The 17,197-nt window shown below is 63.7% G+C and carries 18 protein-coding genes and 1 tRNA gene; 9 read left to right on the top strand and 10 right to left on the bottom strand.

What is annotated here, in order from left to right:
• Positions 1-30: 30 nt before the first annotated feature.
• Positions 31-261 (bottom strand): hypothetical protein, encoded by a 231-nt coding sequence (locus tag J3454_RS08350; protein WP_349513310.1) that lies wholly within the window; start codon positions 259-261, stop codon positions 31-33.
• A gap of 310 nt (positions 262-571) precedes the next feature.
• On the opposite strand from J3454_RS08350, the gene J3454_RS08345 reads away from it, so the two are divergent.
• Both J3454_RS08345 and J3454_RS08340 read left to right on the top strand, forming a co-directional pair.
• Positions 572-2,746 (top strand): PAS domain-containing sensor histidine kinase, encoded by a 2,175-nt coding sequence (locus tag J3454_RS08345; RefSeq protein WP_349513309.1) that lies wholly within the window; start codon positions 572-574, stop codon positions 2,744-2,746.
• Positions 2,743-3,120: a response regulator gene (locus J3454_RS08340; RefSeq protein WP_349513308.1), complete on the top strand. Its 378-nt coding sequence runs from the start codon at positions 2,743-2,745 to the stop codon at positions 3,118-3,120. Before J3454_RS08345 ends, J3454_RS08340 begins: the two co-directional genes overlap by 4 nt.
• A gap of 100 nt (positions 3,121-3,220) precedes the next feature.
• On the opposite strand, the gene J3454_RS08335 is transcribed toward J3454_RS08340, so the two are convergent.
• Together J3454_RS08335 and J3454_RS08330 are read right to left on the bottom strand one after the other, a co-directional pair.
• Complete coding sequence (locus J3454_RS08335; RefSeq protein WP_349513307.1) at positions 3,221-3,973, bottom strand: Crp/Fnr family transcriptional regulator; 753 nt, start codon at positions 3,971-3,973, stop codon at positions 3,221-3,223.
• A 289-nt stretch (positions 3,974-4,262) separates the two neighbouring features.
• Positions 4,263-4,739 carry a hypothetical protein gene (locus tag J3454_RS08330; protein WP_349513306.1) on the bottom strand — a complete coding sequence of 159 codons (477 nt, stop codon included), beginning with the start codon at positions 4,737-4,739 and terminating at the stop codon, positions 4,263-4,265.
• Between the two features lie 168 nt (positions 4,740-4,907).
• Here J3454_RS08330 and J3454_RS08325 point away from each other — a divergent pair, with 168 nt between their 5' ends.
• Both J3454_RS08325 and J3454_RS08320 read left to right on the top strand, forming a co-directional pair.
• Positions 4,908-5,585, top strand: a complete 678-nt coding sequence (locus J3454_RS08325; protein WP_349513305.1) for an SRPBCC family protein — start codon at positions 4,908-4,910, stop codon at positions 5,583-5,585.
• Positions 5,585-6,787 carry a zinc-dependent alcohol dehydrogenase gene (locus tag J3454_RS08320; RefSeq protein ID WP_349513304.1) on the top strand — a complete coding sequence of 401 codons (1,203 nt, stop codon included), beginning with the start codon at positions 5,585-5,587 and terminating at the stop codon, positions 6,785-6,787. Before J3454_RS08325 ends, J3454_RS08320 begins: the two co-directional genes overlap by 1 nt.
• A 412-nt stretch (positions 6,788-7,199) precedes the next feature.
• On the opposite strand, the gene J3454_RS08315 is transcribed toward J3454_RS08320, so the two are convergent.
• On the bottom strand, positions 7,200-7,730 hold the full coding sequence (locus J3454_RS08315; RefSeq protein ID WP_349513303.1) for a hemerythrin domain-containing protein: 531 nt from the start codon (positions 7,728-7,730) through the stop codon (positions 7,200-7,202).
• A 343-nt stretch (positions 7,731-8,073) separates the two neighbouring features.
• On the opposite strand from J3454_RS08315, the gene J3454_RS08310 reads away from it, so the two are divergent.
• Positions 8,074-9,492 (top strand): alpha,alpha-trehalose-phosphate synthase (UDP-forming), encoded by a 1,419-nt coding sequence (locus J3454_RS08310; RefSeq protein ID WP_349513302.1) that lies wholly within the window; start codon positions 8,074-8,076, stop codon positions 9,490-9,492.
• Between the two features lie 85 nt (positions 9,493-9,577).
• On the opposite strand, the gene J3454_RS08305 is transcribed toward J3454_RS08310, so the two are convergent.
• Together J3454_RS08305 and J3454_RS08300 are read right to left on the bottom strand one after the other, a co-directional pair.
• Positions 9,578-10,219 carry a DUF4142 domain-containing protein gene (locus J3454_RS08305; RefSeq protein ID WP_349513301.1) on the bottom strand — a complete coding sequence of 214 codons (642 nt, stop codon included), beginning with the start codon at positions 10,217-10,219 and terminating at the stop codon, positions 9,578-9,580.
• Between the two features lie 50 nt (positions 10,220-10,269).
• A complete protein-coding gene (locus J3454_RS08300) occupies positions 10,270-10,575 on the bottom strand; it encodes a hypothetical protein (protein ID WP_349513300.1) in 306 nt (101 codons plus the stop codon).
• Between the two features lie 193 nt (positions 10,576-10,768).
• On the opposite strand from J3454_RS08300, the gene J3454_RS08295 reads away from it, so the two are divergent.
• Together J3454_RS08295 and J3454_RS08290 are read left to right on the top strand one after the other, a co-directional pair.
• Positions 10,769-10,990: a hypothetical protein gene (locus tag J3454_RS08295; protein ID WP_349513299.1), complete on the top strand. Its 222-nt coding sequence runs from the start codon at positions 10,769-10,771 to the stop codon at positions 10,988-10,990.
• Positions 10,947-11,486 carry a sigma-70 family RNA polymerase sigma factor gene (locus J3454_RS08290; RefSeq protein ID WP_349513298.1) on the top strand — a complete coding sequence of 180 codons (540 nt, stop codon included), beginning with the start codon at positions 10,947-10,949 and terminating at the stop codon, positions 11,484-11,486. The genes J3454_RS08295 and J3454_RS08290 overlap by 44 nt, the downstream gene beginning before the upstream one ends.
• An 84-nt stretch (positions 11,487-11,570) precedes the next feature.
• On the opposite strand, the gene J3454_RS08285 is transcribed toward J3454_RS08290, so the two are convergent.
• From J3454_RS08285 to J3454_RS08275, 3 genes are all read right to left on the bottom strand, one after another.
• Complete coding sequence (locus J3454_RS08285) at positions 11,571-11,849, bottom strand: hypothetical protein (RefSeq protein WP_349513297.1); 279 nt, start codon at positions 11,847-11,849, stop codon at positions 11,571-11,573.
• A gap of 15 nt (positions 11,850-11,864) precedes the next feature.
• Positions 11,865-12,134 carry a GlsB/YeaQ/YmgE family stress response membrane protein gene (locus J3454_RS08280; protein ID WP_349513296.1) on the bottom strand — a complete coding sequence of 90 codons (270 nt, stop codon included), beginning with the start codon at positions 12,132-12,134 and terminating at the stop codon, positions 11,865-11,867.
• Between the two features lie 225 nt (positions 12,135-12,359).
• Positions 12,360-12,434, bottom strand: a tRNA-Gly gene (locus J3454_RS08275).
• 218 nt (positions 12,435-12,652) lie between these two features.
• Between J3454_RS08275 and J3454_RS08270 the strand changes: the two genes are divergently transcribed.
• Positions 12,653-13,588, top strand: a complete 936-nt coding sequence (locus J3454_RS08270) for a tetratricopeptide repeat protein (RefSeq protein ID WP_349513295.1) — start codon at positions 12,653-12,655, stop codon at positions 13,586-13,588.
• A 7-nt stretch (positions 13,589-13,595) separates the two neighbouring features.
• The gene (locus J3454_RS08265; RefSeq protein WP_349513294.1) at positions 13,596-14,207 is read left to right on the top strand and encodes an LON peptidase substrate-binding domain-containing protein; all 612 of its coding nucleotides are present in this window, start codon (positions 13,596-13,598) and stop codon (positions 14,205-14,207) included.
• 15 nt (positions 14,208-14,222) lie between these two features.
• Here the strand turns inward: J3454_RS08265 and J3454_RS08260 are convergent, their stop codons facing one another.
• Entirely contained in the window at positions 14,223-17,129 is a 2,907-nt protein-coding gene (locus J3454_RS08260; RefSeq protein ID WP_349513293.1) for a CHAT domain-containing tetratricopeptide repeat protein, read from the bottom strand.
• Positions 17,130-17,197 lie beyond the last annotated feature (68 nt).

Raw genomic sequence — 17,197 nt, 5'->3', positions numbered from 1 at the left:
GAGCCGGATGATCGGCGCGTTGCCAGCCTGTCAGTAGGTGGACGGTGGATCGCTGGCGGGAAAGCTCTGGTCGGCGGCCTGATCCACGGCCGACCAATGGGCGTCCGGCTTGTCGCGCATAGCCTCCGGCCCCGCATCACGGACCGCATTGGCGGTGTCGTAACGCTGATCATCGTCGAATGCGGCATGATGCTTGCGGCGGCTCTTGGCGAACTGGTTGGCTGCGAAATAGCCGACAGCCCCCAGGCCCAGAAGTTTCACAATGGCAGACAATTTCGTTTCCTCTCGGCTATGGCGAAAGATTGGCAATGTGCTGCCGGCGCCGGTTCGTCCCTCAACTGAGTTAATCTGCTCCGTGCCTGACGGATGGATGGGCGGCGCTATAGGCTAGATCGAAGAGGAGTGATTCTAATCTGGATTAGGATGGGTTACGATTAGTGCGCGTATGGTCATTTGGCTTTGTCTTGCGCTCTCAACCAAATCCGTCGTTTCAGCCCCGCACATGCAGGCGCCGCCAACCTGCGAATTCGCACTCGGCTATGCAGCCCGCTGCTGCACAAGGGCGATGTCCATGTGGGGTGATCCAAGCGCGCAGGGTGACGGCAAAGCACTGGGCGAAAACATCTTTCGCGCCGCCTTTCAGGCGTTCCCGGCCGCGGCCTGCATTCTCGAACCGATCGGAGACGCGGGAGAATCGAACCGCGACTGGCGGTGCGTGGCGATCAGCGATGCCATGCAAAAAATGTTCGAAGGCGATGAACTGACAGGTCAGACGCTGCAAGGACGGTTTCCCGTATGGGCCGACGGATGGTGCGCCGGTTGCGAGCAAGTGCTGGCGAGCGGTGACGAGCACGTCAGCCTGTCCGCAGGATCGCGGGATTCGCAGCTGTTCGAGATCGTCCTGTCCCGGCTGCCATGCGAAGGGCGCGACGCCATCATCGCGAAAGTGCGCGATGTCAGCAGCGAATATGCAGCCCTTGAAAGCCAGCGCCAGATCGACGCGCGCTACAAGACTCTGTTCAACGCCATCGACGAAGGCTTCTGCATCGCCGAGGTGCTGTTTTCCGAAGCGGGCGAGCCAGAAGACTACTGCTTTCTCGAAGCCAACTGCGCTTTTGTCGAGCATACCGGCCTCGAAGACCCCGTCGGCAAACGCATCCGCGACATGCAGCCCGATATCGAGGATCACTGGATCGAGATCTATGGCCGGACCGCGCAAACCGGCGTTGCCGAACGCTTCGAAAGCGAATCGTCCGCCATGGGCCGGTGGTTCGACGTGTTCGCTTTTCCGATCGGCGACACGGCGCCATTTCTGGTTGGCATTCTGTTCGAGGATGTCCGGGAACGCAAGGAAATGGAGCTGGCGCTGCGCCACAGCGAAAGCCGGCTGCATTCGCTGATCGATTCCACCTCGGACCTGATTTTCCGGATGAACCCGGATGGCACCGATATCCAGCAGCTCGACGGGCGCGGACCGCTCGGCTCCGAAAGGAAGATCGCCAACCTGCTGACGGAACATATCCCTGCAGGCGACCACGATGCGGTGCAGCAAGCCCTCCAGGCCGCCATTCGGCAGCGCACGCCGCTGCATATAGAGCACCGTATCATCAATCCCGAAGGGGCCGTCAGATGGCTCAATTCGCGCGCCGTGCCGGTTCTGGACGAGTGCGGAAAGATAACCGAATGGTTCGGCATGGCGACCGACATCACCGGTCGCAGGAAGGCGGAGGAGCAACTCGCCCACGGCGCCGAGATGTTGCGGGTGGCGAGCGAGATCGGCAAGGTCGGGCTGTGGGACTGGAATGTCGAGACCGGCGAAATAACTTGGTCGGCCGAACATTTCCGCCAGCAGGGCTACGAAGTCGGTGAAGTCAGCCCGACCTACGAAATCTGGACGCAAGGGGTCCATCCCGACGATATCGGGCAGGCCGAGGCGAAGATTGACCACGCCATGAAAACGGGCGAGGAATACGTGAGCGAATACCGCGTGTGCCAACGCGATGGCCAGGTTCGCTGGCTGTCCGGACGCGGACGGTTCCTCTATGATCCCAAAGGAAAGCCGGTCCGGATGCTGGGTGCAATGGTCGACACGACCGAGCGCCGCCGTCAGGAGGAATGGCACAAGCTGCTGGTCGCCGAACTGCAGCACCGGGTCCGCAATCTTATCGGCATGGTGCGTTCGGTGGCGCGCCTATCGGCCCCCAGCCACCGCAATGTTGATGAATATGTCGATCACCTGATCGGCCGCTTGCAGGCCATGGGCCGCACGCAAGGCACGCTGACCCGGTCGCCGGGCACACGGGTCGACCTTGGCGAACTGGTGCGCGAGGAGCTGCTGGTGCACGCCGCGCGGCCCGATCAATGCATGGTGGAAGGCCCGGATGTGGCCCTTTCCCCGCACGCGGCAGAGATTGTAACCTTGGCGATTCACGAACTGGCGACGAATTCGATCAAGTATGGGGCGCTGGGCGACAAGGGGCATATCCGGATCATCTGGACCCTCAGCGACAAGGATGCCGAAAGGTGGGTTTCGCTGCGGTGGCAGGAAACCTCGCCGCACGGTAACTCGAAAAAACCGCGCAAGGGCTTCGGCCGCCGCCTGATCGAGGAACGGGTGCCGTATGAACTGCGCGGCACGGGCCGGCTCGACGTGCACGACACCGGAGTTCTGGCGCAACTGGAGTTCCCGTTGGTGGAAGGTCCGAGCATTCTAGAGACACACAGCCACAGATTGGGCCGTATATGAATTCCGAGCCTCTTGCTGGCCGCCGAATTGTAATTGTCGAGGATGACTACTTCCAGGCGGAGGACTCCCGGCGGTTGCTTGAACGCGCCGGTGCGCAGATCGTGGCGATTGCCGCGACCACGCCGGACCTGGCGGAATTGCTGGCGCTGGGGTCGGTCGACGCAGGTCTGATCGACATCAATCTGGGGCGGACCCACTCGCTGGATTTCGCACGCGCGCTGCGCGATCACGCAATCCCGTTCGTGTTTCTGACCGGATATGATGCGGCGATGTTGCCTGAAGATCTGGCGGACGGCCCGTGCATCAGCAAGCCGGCGGACAGCGAACGGATTGTCGCCGAATTGTGCAACCTCATGCTTGCCCGCGAAGGGTAATCCGCGCACGCACCCCTACAGACGCCCTGCCCGCCGAACTGCCCGCGCCCGCGCCGATAATGGCGCGGGAAGGGGCCCGGTCAGTCGGGGCAGGCGGGGGTCAGGCGGCAATCGCCTTGTAGTGGCCGAGCGTGTCCTTGTTGTCGGTGCGCGGCGCAAGATAGGCGCTGTCGAACCCGGCGACCTGCTGCAGTTCGCGCAGGTCGAGAATGGACATCTGCTTGGATCGCAGGGCGATCAGCCGTTCGTGCCGCAATTGCTGGAGCTTGCGGTTGATATGCACCGGCGTAAGCCCCAGCACATCAGCCAGATCATCCTGCGTAAGGGGGAAGAAGAACTGGTTGCCTTGCGCCGCGTCGACCAGGGTGAGCCGGAAATGGGCCTCGCAGATCAGATGAGCCATCCGCTCGAGCGCGTCGCGGCGCCCCACGTTGACGACCCAGGATGCGAGAATGGCATTTTCCATGCAGCCGTAATTGCGCATGGCTTCACCGATTGCGGGGTAGCGTTCGATCGCCCGGTTCATGTCGGCATGCGGAATGTTGACGATCTGGCAGGGGCTCAGCGTGATGACCTCTTCGATCGCCACTGCATCGGGTGAGGAATCAAAATAGAACGCATCGCCCGGCAGCAGCAGACGGGTGATCTGGCGCGCGCCGTTGCGGAGGATTTGATAGCGGGCCGCCCAGCCGCTCAGGATGACAGGGAATGTGACGATTTCGTCGCCGTCACGTGAAAGGTACTTCTTCGCCGGGATTTCCCGCGGATTGCGACACAGTTCCTCGAGGACGCCGATCTCACTCGGGGTGAGTGCTGCTGCGTGCGACAAACGTTGCAGGAAAGCGTTGGTCATCGAAGTCCTCCTCATATCAAGCGTAAGGCGGTAGTGTCGTAGGAGTCGCCCCTGCACTCCTGCTCAAATGTTAAGTCCCGTGTTGATTCTAGTGCAACTCACCGTGGAAACAGGGCGAGCCATCGGCTCGCGGTGCGAAGATGATGTAATACGAGGACAATTATCTAGGATGATATCATCAGCCGAATCGGTCTGCGCCTTTTTTGGCGGGGCGCCGGTATAATCTGCCGAGCCTCCGACGGCCTTTTATCGGGTATCGCGCCGACCGGCAGTCTCCGGCCTGTGGACTTCACCATCGACCAATCGGGTGCACCTGACGATAGGGCGCGGCGGGTGGGTAATGCAGGATAAGTGCCCCCCCGAACGGCCATGCCAGTCTCATGCAGAATCGAGGTGGCGGCGCTGCTGCCGCTCCGGTTCTCACATGGGAAAGGAACCAGACATGGCAAACGAGCGCAATCAGAATCGCGAGGGCCAGAACGAAAGCGGCCGCAATCAGAACCGGCAGGGTCAGCAGAACCAGTCCGGCCAGATGGAGCAGCAGGATCGCCAGCGCGACCGCGATCAGGATGAAAACGGCCAGCGCGGACAGGACCAGCGCGGACAGGACCAGCGCGGACAGGGCGGGCAGGCCGAGCAGCGCGGCTATGGCGGGCAGGGTGGCGTAACCGGCGGATACCAGCCGGGCCAGCAGGACTCTCAGGGTCACGGCCAGGACCAGCAGCGCCAGGGCCAACAAGAACAGGGCCAACAAGAGCAGGGCCAACAGCGTCAGAGCGAAGGGCGCTCGTCTTCCTCCACAGGTTCGAGCGGTTCGGGCGGTTCCGGCAAGTCCGGCTCCTCCTCGAACTGATCGACGTGGCGGCGGGCAAGCGCCCCTGCCCGCCGTCACACCTCATTTTCCAGCAACTATCGCTAGACCGGGAGAAGCCCGATGTCCCTTCGACCCCACCGTTCGTGGTCGAACCTTGCCGTTCTCGGAATCGGCCTCGCGGCGATTCCTGCCGTGGCATTCGGAGTGGCGAACGCCCGCCGCCGTTCGGATATCCGTTCGGACAATGCCCCCGGCTTCACGGCACGGCGATCCTTCGGCAGCTTCGATGTGGTGGGGCGCAGCGTGACGATCCGCAGGCCGCGAGCCGAACTGTTCCGGTTCTGGAGAGATTTCTCCAACCTTTCCGAATTCATGGAGAATCTGGAGAAGGTGGAGCCCGACGCGACAGAGGCCGGGCGCAACACTTGGTTCATCCGTGCGCCAGCGGGCAAGACCTTCGCGGTCGAAACGCGGGTCGTGCGCGAAATCGATAATGAACTGATCGCCTGGCGTTCAACCCCGGAGTCGGAAATCGAGACCGAGGGCCGCGTCACTTTCGAGGATGCCCCCGGCGAGCGTGGCACACGTGTCGGCCTAATTATCGCCTACAAGCCGGTCGGCGGGGCGGCCGGCAAGATGCTGGCCAAGCTGATGCGACGATCGCCCGAACTTCAGGCCCGCCATGATCTCAAACGTTTCAAGATGCTCATGGAAACCGGCGAAATTTCCACGTCCGCGCGGTGCCGGGCAGACCGCAGCGACCAGCAGCAGGCAGGCAGCAAAAAGGAGCATGCATAATGCGCGCGCTGACATGGCAGGGCACACAGGATGTGCAGGTGGACAATGTTGCCGATCCCGAAATCGTCAACCCGCGCGATGCGATCATCAAGGTCACGTCGACCGCGATTTGCGGCAGCGACCTGCATCTTTACGACGGGGTCATCCCGATGGTGAAGCCCGGCGACATCCTCGGGCATGAATTCATGGGTGAGGTGGTCGATACCGGCACCTCCAGCACCCTGCGCAAGGGGCAGCGCGTCGTCGTCCCCTTCACCATCAGCTGTGGGGGTTGCTTTCACTGCAAGATCAGCCAGTTCAGCGCCTGCGAGAACTCCAACCCGGTCGAGAAGCAGGACGCATCCGAAATGCTCTACGGCCATCCGATGGCGGGCATTTTCGGCTATTCGCACCTCACCGGCGGCTATTCCGGCGGGCAGGCGGAATATGTCCGCGTGCCGTTTTCCGACGTCGGCCCGATCGCGGTGCCCGACCATCTCGATGACGATCAGGTACTGTTCCTGTCGGACATCCTGCCCACCGGCTGGATGGCGGCGGAAAACGCGGAAATCCAGCCTGACGACACCGTGGCGGTATGGGGTTGCGGCCCGGTCGGGCTGTTCGCCGTGCAATCGGCATTGGCGATGGGCGCAGCGCGGGTGATCGCGATCGATCACTATCCGCACCGCCTCGCACTGGCGCGGATGCTTGGCGCAGACACCGTCGATTTCCGGCACTCGAACGTGCGGGAGGCGCTGATGGAGATGTCTGGCGGGATCGGCGTGGATGCGGTGATCGATGCAGTCGGTATGGAGGCGCATGGCTTTGCGATCGACAACATGATCGACATCGCCAAGCAGAAGGTTGGCGTCGGCGCTGACCGTGCAAGCGCGCTGAAGCAGGCGATCCTTGCAGTGCGTCCCGGCGGGCGGGTATCGATCCCCGGCGTTTATGGCGGCATGACCGACAAGTTTCCGCTGGGCGCGCTGATGGAAAAGGGCCTGCAGATCCGCACCGGGCAGACCCATGTGCAGCGTTACCTTCACGATCTGCTCGCCAAGATCGAAGAGGGGGCGATCGACACGACCTTTCTGATCAGTCACCGACTACCGCTGGAAGAAGCCGCTCGCGGCTACAAATCCTTCAAGGAAGAGCAGAACAACTGGATCAAGGTGGTTCTGAAGCCGGGCATGGTTACGTCGGGACCGACACTGCGGGGCTGACGAGCTGGTGCGGTAACACGATAGTTACCGTGAATTCACCAATTCGGGTGAAAGGCAATTCAGGTTAGAGCCAGTTTTGGCCCCGGGTTGCAAAGCCGAAGGCACCAGGAGGCCCCGATTCTTTCTGGCAAAGCTCTTGCCGGATGATGTGCGCTGTGACGCCCGTCCGGTGATTGCCCCATACTCCCCCGCCCAGCGATGGGCGGGGGTTTTTTGGTTTGCACCGATGGACGGGATAGAGCTGATCCGTGCGGGATTACGCGCGCAGTGCTGACGTAAAAGCGCCCGCAAGGAGGGAAGGGGTGAGCCGAGGGGGCTCAGGGGGCACCTTCTCCTGCTTGCGGGCGCTACCCCGATCCGGGCCAGGCGGGTCGCAACCCGGCGGGGACGGGGATGGGGTGTCAGGCAGCCATCAGCCGCGGTCGAACCGATCGAAGTAGTTGCGGTATTCGACGCTCATGCGCTGGCGGATCTCCAGCGGCGCGTTGCGGATCACGTCGGGCAGCCAGCTGCCTTCTTCCTGGTGGATGTGCTGCTGAACGGCGCTTTCGATATGATCGAGCTTCTCGATCCATTCCTCGCTGCCCGGTTCGAGCTTCTGCAACTTTGCCAGTTGCACCTTGGTCATGACGTGTTCCTCATAGGCCATCCCGGCATGGGTCTTGCCGCTGTTCTCGGACACTTCGGGATAGATCACCGCCTCTTCCGCCATGGCATGGGCGTTAAGCAGCAGGCTCAGTTCGGTCACGGCTGCCTGCGCCGCCGGGCCCGACGCGCTGCGCGCCTGCGCGAACAGTTGTTCGATCTGTTTGTGCTGGCGAAGAATGTCCTCGGCGAACAATTGGCCTTCCGCGATTTTCTCGAAGCCGAGCCGGGTTTCCCTCCGCTCCTCGTCGGAAGCGGCCGGAGTGAGCGTGGCGGCCAGGCGATCTAAAAGGGACATCGAAAAACTCCTGATCCGGATTGAAACAGCGCGAAGAATTGCGTTGCAGGCTAGCAGGCAGGCGAGGACCCTCCATCTCCTAGCTTGCTATCTCGCGTTAGTGCGCCGTGCTGTTCGGCAGCGGGCACCTGCGCGCGGGAATTGCGCAACACGCAAGGCCCGGCAAACGACTAGCGAACCGCCAGCAAACGCGGCGGAAATCTGGTGCTGGCCGTGAGCTTCCATCACATGGGCTATATCTTTGCACCTTATGGTGCGCGATCCGACGACCTGAGGGGGAATGACCGCACGCGGACGGAATTTGTTTTCGGCGATGTGCCTTTGCCAGACGGAGGGCAATCCAATGCGTCGCCTGATCGCCATATCGAACCGCGTGCAGGTCGATCACGAGGGAGAAACCGCCAATCGCGGCGGGCTGGCGGTCGCTCTTGCCGTGGCCTTGCGCGAAAGCAACGGCATCTGGTTCGGCTGGTCGGGCGAATTGACCGAGGAATTCACCGGGCAGATCACCTTCCGCCGAGCGGAAGGGGTGGCGACCGCCACCATCGATCTCGAAGCGCAGGATATCGACGAATATTACAACGGTTTCGCCAACCGCACCTTGTGGCCGCTGTTCCACTACCGGCTCGACCTGACCGAGATCGCCCGCGATTATGCCGGCGGCTATGCGCGGGTGAACAGCCGGTTCGCCGACACCGTCGGCCCGCTGATCGAAACGGACGATCTCATCTGGGTGCATGATTATCACCTGATGCCGCTGGGCCGGCTGTTGCGCGAACGCGGGTTCGACAATCGCATCGGCTTTTTCCTGCACACCCCGTGGCCGCCGCCAAGCCTGTTGGTGTCGCTGCCCGATCATCGGCAACTGGTGGAAAGCCTGCTCAGCTACGATGTCATCGGCTTTCATTCGTACGAGTGGCGGCAGGCCTTCATGGACTATGTCGCGGCGCATCTGGATGCGCGGCTGGAGGGCGATAGAGTGATCTTCGGCGCTCGGACATCACTGCTGCTGATCTGTCCGATCGGTCTCGACACGGCTGAATTCTGCGCTGCGGAAGGCACGCCTGCGGCGGTTGAGGCCGAAACGCGGCTGATCGACAGCGCGGTGGGCAAGGACATCATCGTCGGCGTCGACCGACTGGATTATTCGAAGGGGCTGCAGGAACGCTTCTCGGCCTATGAACTGCTGCTCACCTCTCGGCCGGACCTGTGCGAAAAGGTGTTCCTGTTGCAGATCGCACCGCCTTCGCGCGGGGATGTCCCCAGCTATCAGCAGATTCGCGCCGATCTCAACAGTCTGTCGGGCAGCATCAACGGGGAGTTCGCGGGCATCGACTGGGTGCCGGTCCGTTACGTCAACAAGGGTTATTCGCGTGACCAGCTGTTCGGCATCTACCGGGCAGCGCGGGTCGGGCTGATCACGCCGCTGCGCGACGGCATGAACCTTGTCGCCAAGGAATATGTCGCCGCCCAGGACCCCGCTGACCCGGGCGTCCTGGTGCTGTCGTGCTTTGCCGGAGCCGCAGCGCAGCTTGATTCCGCAGTGATCGTCAATCCGCACAGCACCGAAGACATGGCCGACGGCATCGCGCGCGCTCTGGCGATGCCGCTGTCCGAGCGGCGCGCCCGGCACAAGGCGATGCTGGAAAGCGTGGAGACGCAAGACGTGCGGTGGTGGTCGCAGCGCTTCATGGCGGCGCTGATCGCCCCTGACGATGCACCGGAACCCGGCAGAGTTCCGGCAGACGCCGCGCAAAAGTGAATCCGGCCGGGGTGGGGCAGTTGCACGCATGATGCAAGCGGGCGACCGCAAGGCCGCCCGCTTGCCGCTTCGCTTTGCCTGCGTCCTATCGGGTCGGGGCCATCCGGTTGTCCGCGCCCGCACCGGCCATAGCGTTGTTCGCCGTGCCGCCATAGGCAGACGTATTGCGTTCGAGCCGACCATAGTGACCGCGGATCACTGGCACGACGTTTTGGGCGAACTGCCGCAGCTCAGCATTATCGCCGCGTTCGGCGTAAGCCTCGTGCATGGCCAGCGCCTTGCGATGTGCCGCCATCTGCTGGGTCATGTATTCGTTATCGAAGTTCTCCCCGTCGAGATTTTCGAGCCTATCGATCATCGCCCGATGCTCGCTGTCGAGCTGTGTCGGCATGCTGGCCGGTCCGCCCGACTGGCCGGCAGCCGCCATCAGATCGCGCGTCGATGCGGTGTGATCGTCGATCATCATCCTGCCAAAAGCGCGCACCTCGTCCGAGCTGCCGTTCTCGACTGCCAGCTGGCCAGCCTGGATCTCGTACATGTCCGAGATCGCGGTCCTTTGCACATAATCTTCTGCAGTGGTCGGCATATCGGCCGCCATGGCGTTGTCGCCCATTTGCCCCGCCATCTGCCCCATGTTGTCGGCAGGCAGGACGGCCGTATCATCGGCCTCGCGGTTATCGCAGGCAGTCGCAAGCAAGCCGGAAGCGATTATCAAAGCAATGCGCATATTCGATCCTTTCGAGACAGCCGTTCGATGAAAACGACCCATCCGGCCGGTTAATGCGCATCGGGGTTTGCCGAACTTACATAAGGCACTGTCTCTGGTTTCGCTGATGGGCGCGGCGTGCCTTCGTGTCCCTGCTCGCCCGCTCTGCCCGTGCCGTGCCCGGTTCCGTCGCGGTGCTTGCGGTAGTAATTGAACGCAAGCGCACCCGCTCCGATCATCGCCAGTCCGGGCAGGGCCACGCGGGACAGCACGAAGGGTACCGCAGTGGCGATCACCGTTCCGGCCGCTCCGCCCACGGCGGGCGATGACTTGGCGAGTTTCGCGCCGAGGGCAGCGCCAATGACTTTTCTGAGCATGCTTGGTCTCCTTCCGGGCGTGGGTGGAGGCAAACCGCGCCGCACCGAACTTGTTCCGCCGCGCCTGCGCAGGATCGGTGCATGTCGGGCGATACGGAACATTTTGCCTCCGGTATCGCTCTACCCGCCTCTTTCCCCTGCGCCGTCCCGCCTTCCGATTGTCGGGACGCGCAGCAGCAAGACGGACGAACCGATGATCGAACCCCCCTATCGAACCGGCATGATTTGCCGCTTCCCGACCGGAATCGACCCCCTCGATGCCGCGATCAGGCGGATTTTCGACCGCATCGCTGCCGAGCAAATACCTGCAGAGTTTAGTGTGCTGACCGCCAGGCTCGGCGATGAACGGGAGAAAATGAGGGAAGAAACGAATGTCCGAGACAGCATCAGTCGCACTTGCCGGGGAGGATCTTGAATCCTTCAAGGATCACATGGTCACCTTGATCCCGTCGCTCCGCGCCTTCGCTCGCGGGCTGTGCCGGCACCGCGAAGCGGCCGACGATCTGGTGCAGGAAGCGATGATGCGGGCGTGGTCGTCGCGTGACAGTTTCACGCCGGGCAGCAATTTGCGCGCATGGATGTTCACGATCCTGCGCAATCATTTTTACACCACCATCCGCAAGGATGGCCGATCCGTCACCTGGGATCCGGAAGCGGCCGAACGTATCCTGATCCAGGAGCCCGAACAGGAATTGCCGCTTCATCTCGAAGACGTGGAGCGGGCGCTGCTGGAATTGCCCGACAAGCAGCGCGAGATGCTGTTGCTGGTGGCGGGCAGCGGGCTGACCTACGAAGAGGCCGCGCAGATCGCGGAATGCAACATCGGAACGGTCAAGAGCCGGTTGAACCGCGGCCGTGCAGCGATCCGTGCCGTGATCGATGGCGCCCAGGCAACCACCCTGGCGCGCTAACGCTATCGCCGCGCCGCCGGAGGATCACAGCGCCCAGGAAATCACGGGCGGGCCTGTTCTGACTGCAGGCCCGCCCGCGATCGATCATTCGGGAACCTGATCGGCCCGATCCTCGAGCATTTCGGCGACCCGTTCACCTTGGTCGCGGGTCTCCTCGGCACGCTCTTCCATGCGGTCCTCGGTCAGGCCGCCCATCTCGTCAGCGCGCTCCTCCATCGTGTCGGCGGTGGCATCCGCCGTTTCGCGTGCCGCTTCGGCCTGCCTTTCAAGAATATCCTCGCGGCCCGTTTCCGGTTGCTGTTCGCACCCGGCCAGACCGGCGGCGGCGAGGGCGATCATGCCTGCGGCGATGAGTTTCTGCATAATTCGCGCACCGGCTCAGCGCACCGAGCCGCGACGGAACAGATTGACGATCGCCAGCAGGACCAATGCGCCGATGAAGGACGCGATCAACGACATGATATCAAAGGAGCCCGAGGTGATCGGCGCTCCGCCGATCAGCGGCGTGATGAGAAAGCCCGCCAGCAGCGCGCCGACAATGCCGACGACGATGTTCAGAAATATTCCCTGGCTGGCATCCGTCCGCATGACGATGCTCGCCAGCCACCCGAGAATGCCGCCTACGATTATGATTAGTACGAAAGTCATTTATCCCGTCTCCTATCTGAGAGGGATGGCTGAACCGGGGCGGTCGCGGATTGTTCCATTACGATGCGACCACATGCCGGGGCAGCGCGCTCTTCGGGATCGCGGCGGCGCAGAGGTTTTCTCCGGCCCGCGCAGGGCACCCGCCAATAGTCAACCTTTGCCTCCGTCGACGCCAACGGCGCCTGCTCCGCTGACGCGGAAAATCTCGACACGGATCGGAAAGACTGGAGCGGGCGAAGGGATTCGAACCCTCGACCCCAACCTTGGCAAGGTTGTGCTCTACCCCTGAGCTACGCCCGCTCACTGGCGCTGGCAGCTATCGTCACGAAGGCGGTAGCTGCCGGAGAGGCGGCGCGATTAGCAGTGCCTTGCGAAGCCTGCAAGCGCAAAATGGGCGCTTTGCGCGGCGCCATCGGCATGCGCTTGACCGGTAGTGCAAATGCGCGCTTCACATTGGGCAAAGATGCCCCACATTGGGCGGCAGAATCCTTACCGACGCGCAACGACAGGAGCATACCTTGGCCAGCACGGGACTGAGCATTGACGAACAGAAGGCAGTCGAACGCTTCCGCCAGGCGGTGGTTGACCCTTCGCAGACGAAGCTCGTCATTCTCGATTTCTGGGCCGAGTGGTGCGGGCCGTGCAAGGCGCTCACCCCGGTGCTGGAGAAGATCGCGGCCGAATATGCCGACAAGGGCGTGGTGCTGGCCAAGATCAATGTCGACGAGGAACAGTTCATCGCCGCGCAGTTCCAGGTGCGTTCGATCCCCACGGTCTATGCGATGTTTCAGGGTCAGCCGGTCGCCGATCTGACCAGTGCGCGCAGCGAATCGCAGCTGAAGGCGGCGCTCGATCAGCTGATTGCACAATTGCCGCTGCAGGACGGGGCAACCGAAACTGCGCCGAAAGGTCCCTCGCCCGAGGAACTCGCGCAATATGTGAAGATGGGCGAGGATGCGTTGGCGGGCGGCGATCCGCAGCGGGCTGCGGGGATTTTCGCCCAGATCACCGAATTCGCGCCCGACAACGCGCCGGCCCATGCCGGGCTGGTTCGGGCGCTGGTGCAGATGGACCAGATCGACGAAGCAGGTCGTGTGATGCAGGCAATCGAAACCGATCCGCGTCTTGCCGCCGATCCTGCCATCGCTGCCGCCCGCAGCGCGATCGAATTGGCGGGCACGCGCGTCGATGATGGCGAGCTTGCCGCTCTGCGCGCTGCAGCCGAGGCCGATCCAGCCGATATGGACGCGCAGTTCGCCTATGCCGAAGGCGCCTTCGCTGCCGGTCAGCGCGATGTGGCGGCCGATGCCCTGCTCGCCATGGTCGCCGCCGACCGCGAATGGAATGACGGCGCGGCGCGGGCCAAGCTGCTCAAGATTTTCGAAGCGATCGGGCTGGAGGATGAGTGGGTGGTCGCCGTCCGCCGCCGCCTGTCCAAGATCCTGTTCGGCTGAGGACGCAATGACCAAACGCCTGTCGATCTTTCCGCTGACCGGAGCCGTGCTGTTCCCCGGACTGCAATTGCCGCTGCACATGTTCGAGCCGCGTTACCGTGCGCTGGTGGGTGATGCGCTGATCCGCGACCGGCAAATCGCGATGATCCAACCGCAGCGTTCGGTGGAAGGCGCGCCGCTCTACAGTGTCGGCTGTGTCGGGCGCATCGGCGAATTTCAGGCGATGGAGGACGGGCGCTACAATCTGGTTCTCGAAGGCATTGCCCGCTTCCGGCTGGTGCGCGAACTCGATGTCACCACCGCGTTCCGCCAGATCGAGGCGGATATCTATGACGAGGACGAGGACGAAACCCTGTCCCATGCCCAGCGCGGCGGGTTTGAGCGTGAGGCGCGGCTGTTTGCCGAAAATCAGGGCTACAGCGTCGACTGGGATTCGGTCGAGCGGCTCGACGATCGCACGCTGATCAACGGCGTTTCGCAGATCGCGCCGTTCGATCCGGCCAGCAAACAGGCGCTGCTCGAGGCCGAAACGCTGACCGACCGCTGCGAATTGCTGGTGCAGCTGATGCAGTTCTATGGCCGTCACGACGGCGGCGAGGAAATCGTTACGCTGCAATAGAGCGTTTCGAGCGCATCAGTTTTCGATCAGCACGAATGGTGCCCAGATCGCAGGATGGCTTGCGCCTTCCATCCCGCTATCGCCGATCAGCGCCAGCTGCGCCTGCCGCAGCGCCCCCGCCCGGCTCTCGCCCCCATTCACCGCCTCCAGCGTCCGCACGCTGAGCCACGCTGCCGCATCGTCGCGCACCCGCCAGTGCGACAGCAGCAATGCGCGCGCGCCGCTCTGCGCGAAGGCGGTCGCCAGCCCAGAATAGGACGGCGCCCCGTCGCTGGCCCCGCTGGCGGTGTTGCAGGCCGATAGAATCACCCAGTCGGCATCGATCGTCAGCCGCGCGATCTCGCTTGCGCCCAGCAGCCCGTCCTCGCCCGCCGACGGATCGCTGGTGCCGAGCAGCAGCGCAGGCTCCCAAAGGCCCGTCATTTCGCCCGCAACCATCCCGTGCGTGGCGAAGGCCAGCACGTCGAGCCGGGTCAGATCGGCGCCCTTGAAGCGTTCTTCGGCAGCATCCGGCCCGATCAGCAGCATACGCCCTTCGGTCGGAAACGCCTCCGCCAGCCCGCGCAGCTCCTGCGCCGCAGCGGGCAGCGCGGGCAAATTAACGATCACGCCGCGATCCGGGCGTCCGCTGCGGAACAGTCCGGCAAGGCGCGGTGCGTTGTCGGCAGAGGCGGCGGGCAGTTCGACCCCGCCGACACCGACGAAGCGGCGGCTGCGCTGCGGCGCGCGCACCGGCTGCTCCGGTTTGAACAGCGCAAGATTGCTCAGCACCTGCACGCTCGCTGTACGGACCAGCCAGGGCGCATCGGCCAGCGGCCCATCATGCGCGCGCGTGGTCAGCAGGGCGACAGGCAGGCTGGCGAGCCGCTCCCCGCCGTGCACCAGCACACGGCGCGCATTGCCTAGCCCGTGCGGAAGGAGATCGCGGAACAGGGCGTGCGCGGTGCCGAGCGGGAAGCTGGCCAGCGCAGGATCGGGCAGATCGACCGCTTCGCGCAAGGCCGCCACCTGCTTGCCCAGCTGCGCGGTGTCGAGTGTCGTCCAGCGCAAGCTGTCCTTGTCGATCGCCAGCACCCATGTGCGTGCCTCGCCTTCGATCGGGGCGAGCAGCAGGTCACCGTCCTGCATCCGGGCGCGTAACCGGGCGAGGGTCAGCGGTTGAGGGCGGCAGCGGGCGACGAACTCCGGATGCTCGCGCAGAAGCCTGGCTTCGATGGCATCGGCGGCGCTGTCGGCGGCGGTCAGCTGCCGCGCCAGCGCGTCACGATCGGCGCTTTCATCCAGCTGCGCCGCCTCCAGCCGCGCGCGCAGTTCCGCGGTGGTGCGGGCGAGATCGAGCAGCCGAGCCCTGAGTGCCAGCGCCCCATCCTCGCCGCCGCCATCCGCAGGCTGAGCGAATTGCTGCCCGCGCGCCAGTTCGGAGATGTTGGCCAGCTGCATCGAGCGGACCATCCGCTCCTCATCGGCCAGATCGGCGGCCAGCGCGAGGTAGAGGATCGCCGCCTCGCGGTGGCGCTGTGCCTCGCGTACCAGCGCCCCGTCCGACACCGCGAGATCGGCGAGCTTGCTTTCCAGCTTGTCCATGGCCGCGTCGGCGAGCGTGGTAACGCTGGCTGCGTCCTCACCTGTCAACTGGCGCAGGCGGGCGAGCAGCATTTCCGCCCAGATGCGGTCTTCGTGGGCCGCGATCAGATCCGATTGCATCACCGGTACCCACCGTTCCGCTTCGGCGCGGGCAGCCGCAAGATCGCCTTTGCGCAGCAGCCATTCGGCGCGGTACAGGTGGATATGCGCCTGCTCCGCGCTGTCCTGTTCGAGCGCGGCATCGGCGCTTTCGAGCGATTTGTCCGACAGCGCGAAATACCGATCCCACTCGCCCCGTCGTGCGGCGAAATCGGCCAGTTCGGCATAGAGATAGGCGAGCGCGAACGGGGTTTCGACCTCGCCGGTCCCCTCGTAGATTTCAAGCGCACGGCGGTTTAGTTCTTCGGCGTCGGCCTGCTGTCCGCTCGCCTTCAGTGCGGTGGCGAGATTGCGCATGGTAATGGCGGTGCCGCTCGCCCGTTCGCCGACGGTGGCGATCCGCACCGCCATCGATTCGCGTAGCACCGGGATCGCCTCGCGGAAAATGCGGTTCTCGATCAGAGCATTGCCGAGGTTGTTGAGCGCGATGCCGAAGGTGGGGTGATCGGGCCCAAGGTATTCGCGCGCCAGCGCCTCGGCCTTGCGCGCAGCGGCAAGACCTTCGGCGGTGCGCCCGGATCGGCCCAGCACGCTCGCGAGCGAGGTCATGCGCACGATCGGTAGCGGATTGCCGGTCCGCACGAAATCAAGCTGCTGCTCCGCCGCCTCGCGCAGGAAGGGCAGCGATTCCTCGATCCGCCCCTGCCGGTAATAGACATAGCCCAGCCCGAACAGCGATGATGACACGGCCTCGCCGCGCTCCCCTTCGATGCCGCGGCGGATCGCGAGCGCGCGGCGGTGATCGGCCTCGGCCTCGGCATAGCGCCCGATCGCGGCGAGGATCGAAGCGCGGTTGTTATAGAACCCCGCCAGTTCATCGGGCGGTGCGCCGCCTGCTTCCAACAGCGGTCCGGCGCGGCCATAGGCTGCTGCGGCAGCGTCGAAATCGCGCAAGTAGAAATGCGCGGCGCCCTCAGCGGATTCGAGCAGTCCCAATTCGGTGGCAGGCAGTCCGCCATGCGCGGCGATACGGCGGCGCAGATCGGCGATCTTGACCAGATCAGCGGCCGGATCGGCTGACGCATCGCCTGTACCGAAGGCCTCGATCTCGGCGATAATAGCGGCCTGTTCGGTGCCGGTGGCGGCGGCAGGGATATCTTGTGCAAGCGCGGCAGGCGCAGCCAGAATCCCCAACCATAGCGCTGACGGCAAAGCCGCAGCCCAAAACGGAAACGGCATGGCGATTGTCCCCCCATTCACCTGCGAAGGGGACGATGCCAGAAATCTGCGGTAAGGCAACTGCGGTT

This window comes from Erythrobacter sp. NFXS35 (genome assembly GCF_040148725.1).
Classification (GTDB): Bacteria; Pseudomonadota; Alphaproteobacteria; order Sphingomonadales; family Sphingomonadaceae; genus Erythrobacter.
Note: the sequence above shows the minus strand (reverse complement) of the source record. Positions and strands in the feature narration are given on the sequence as shown.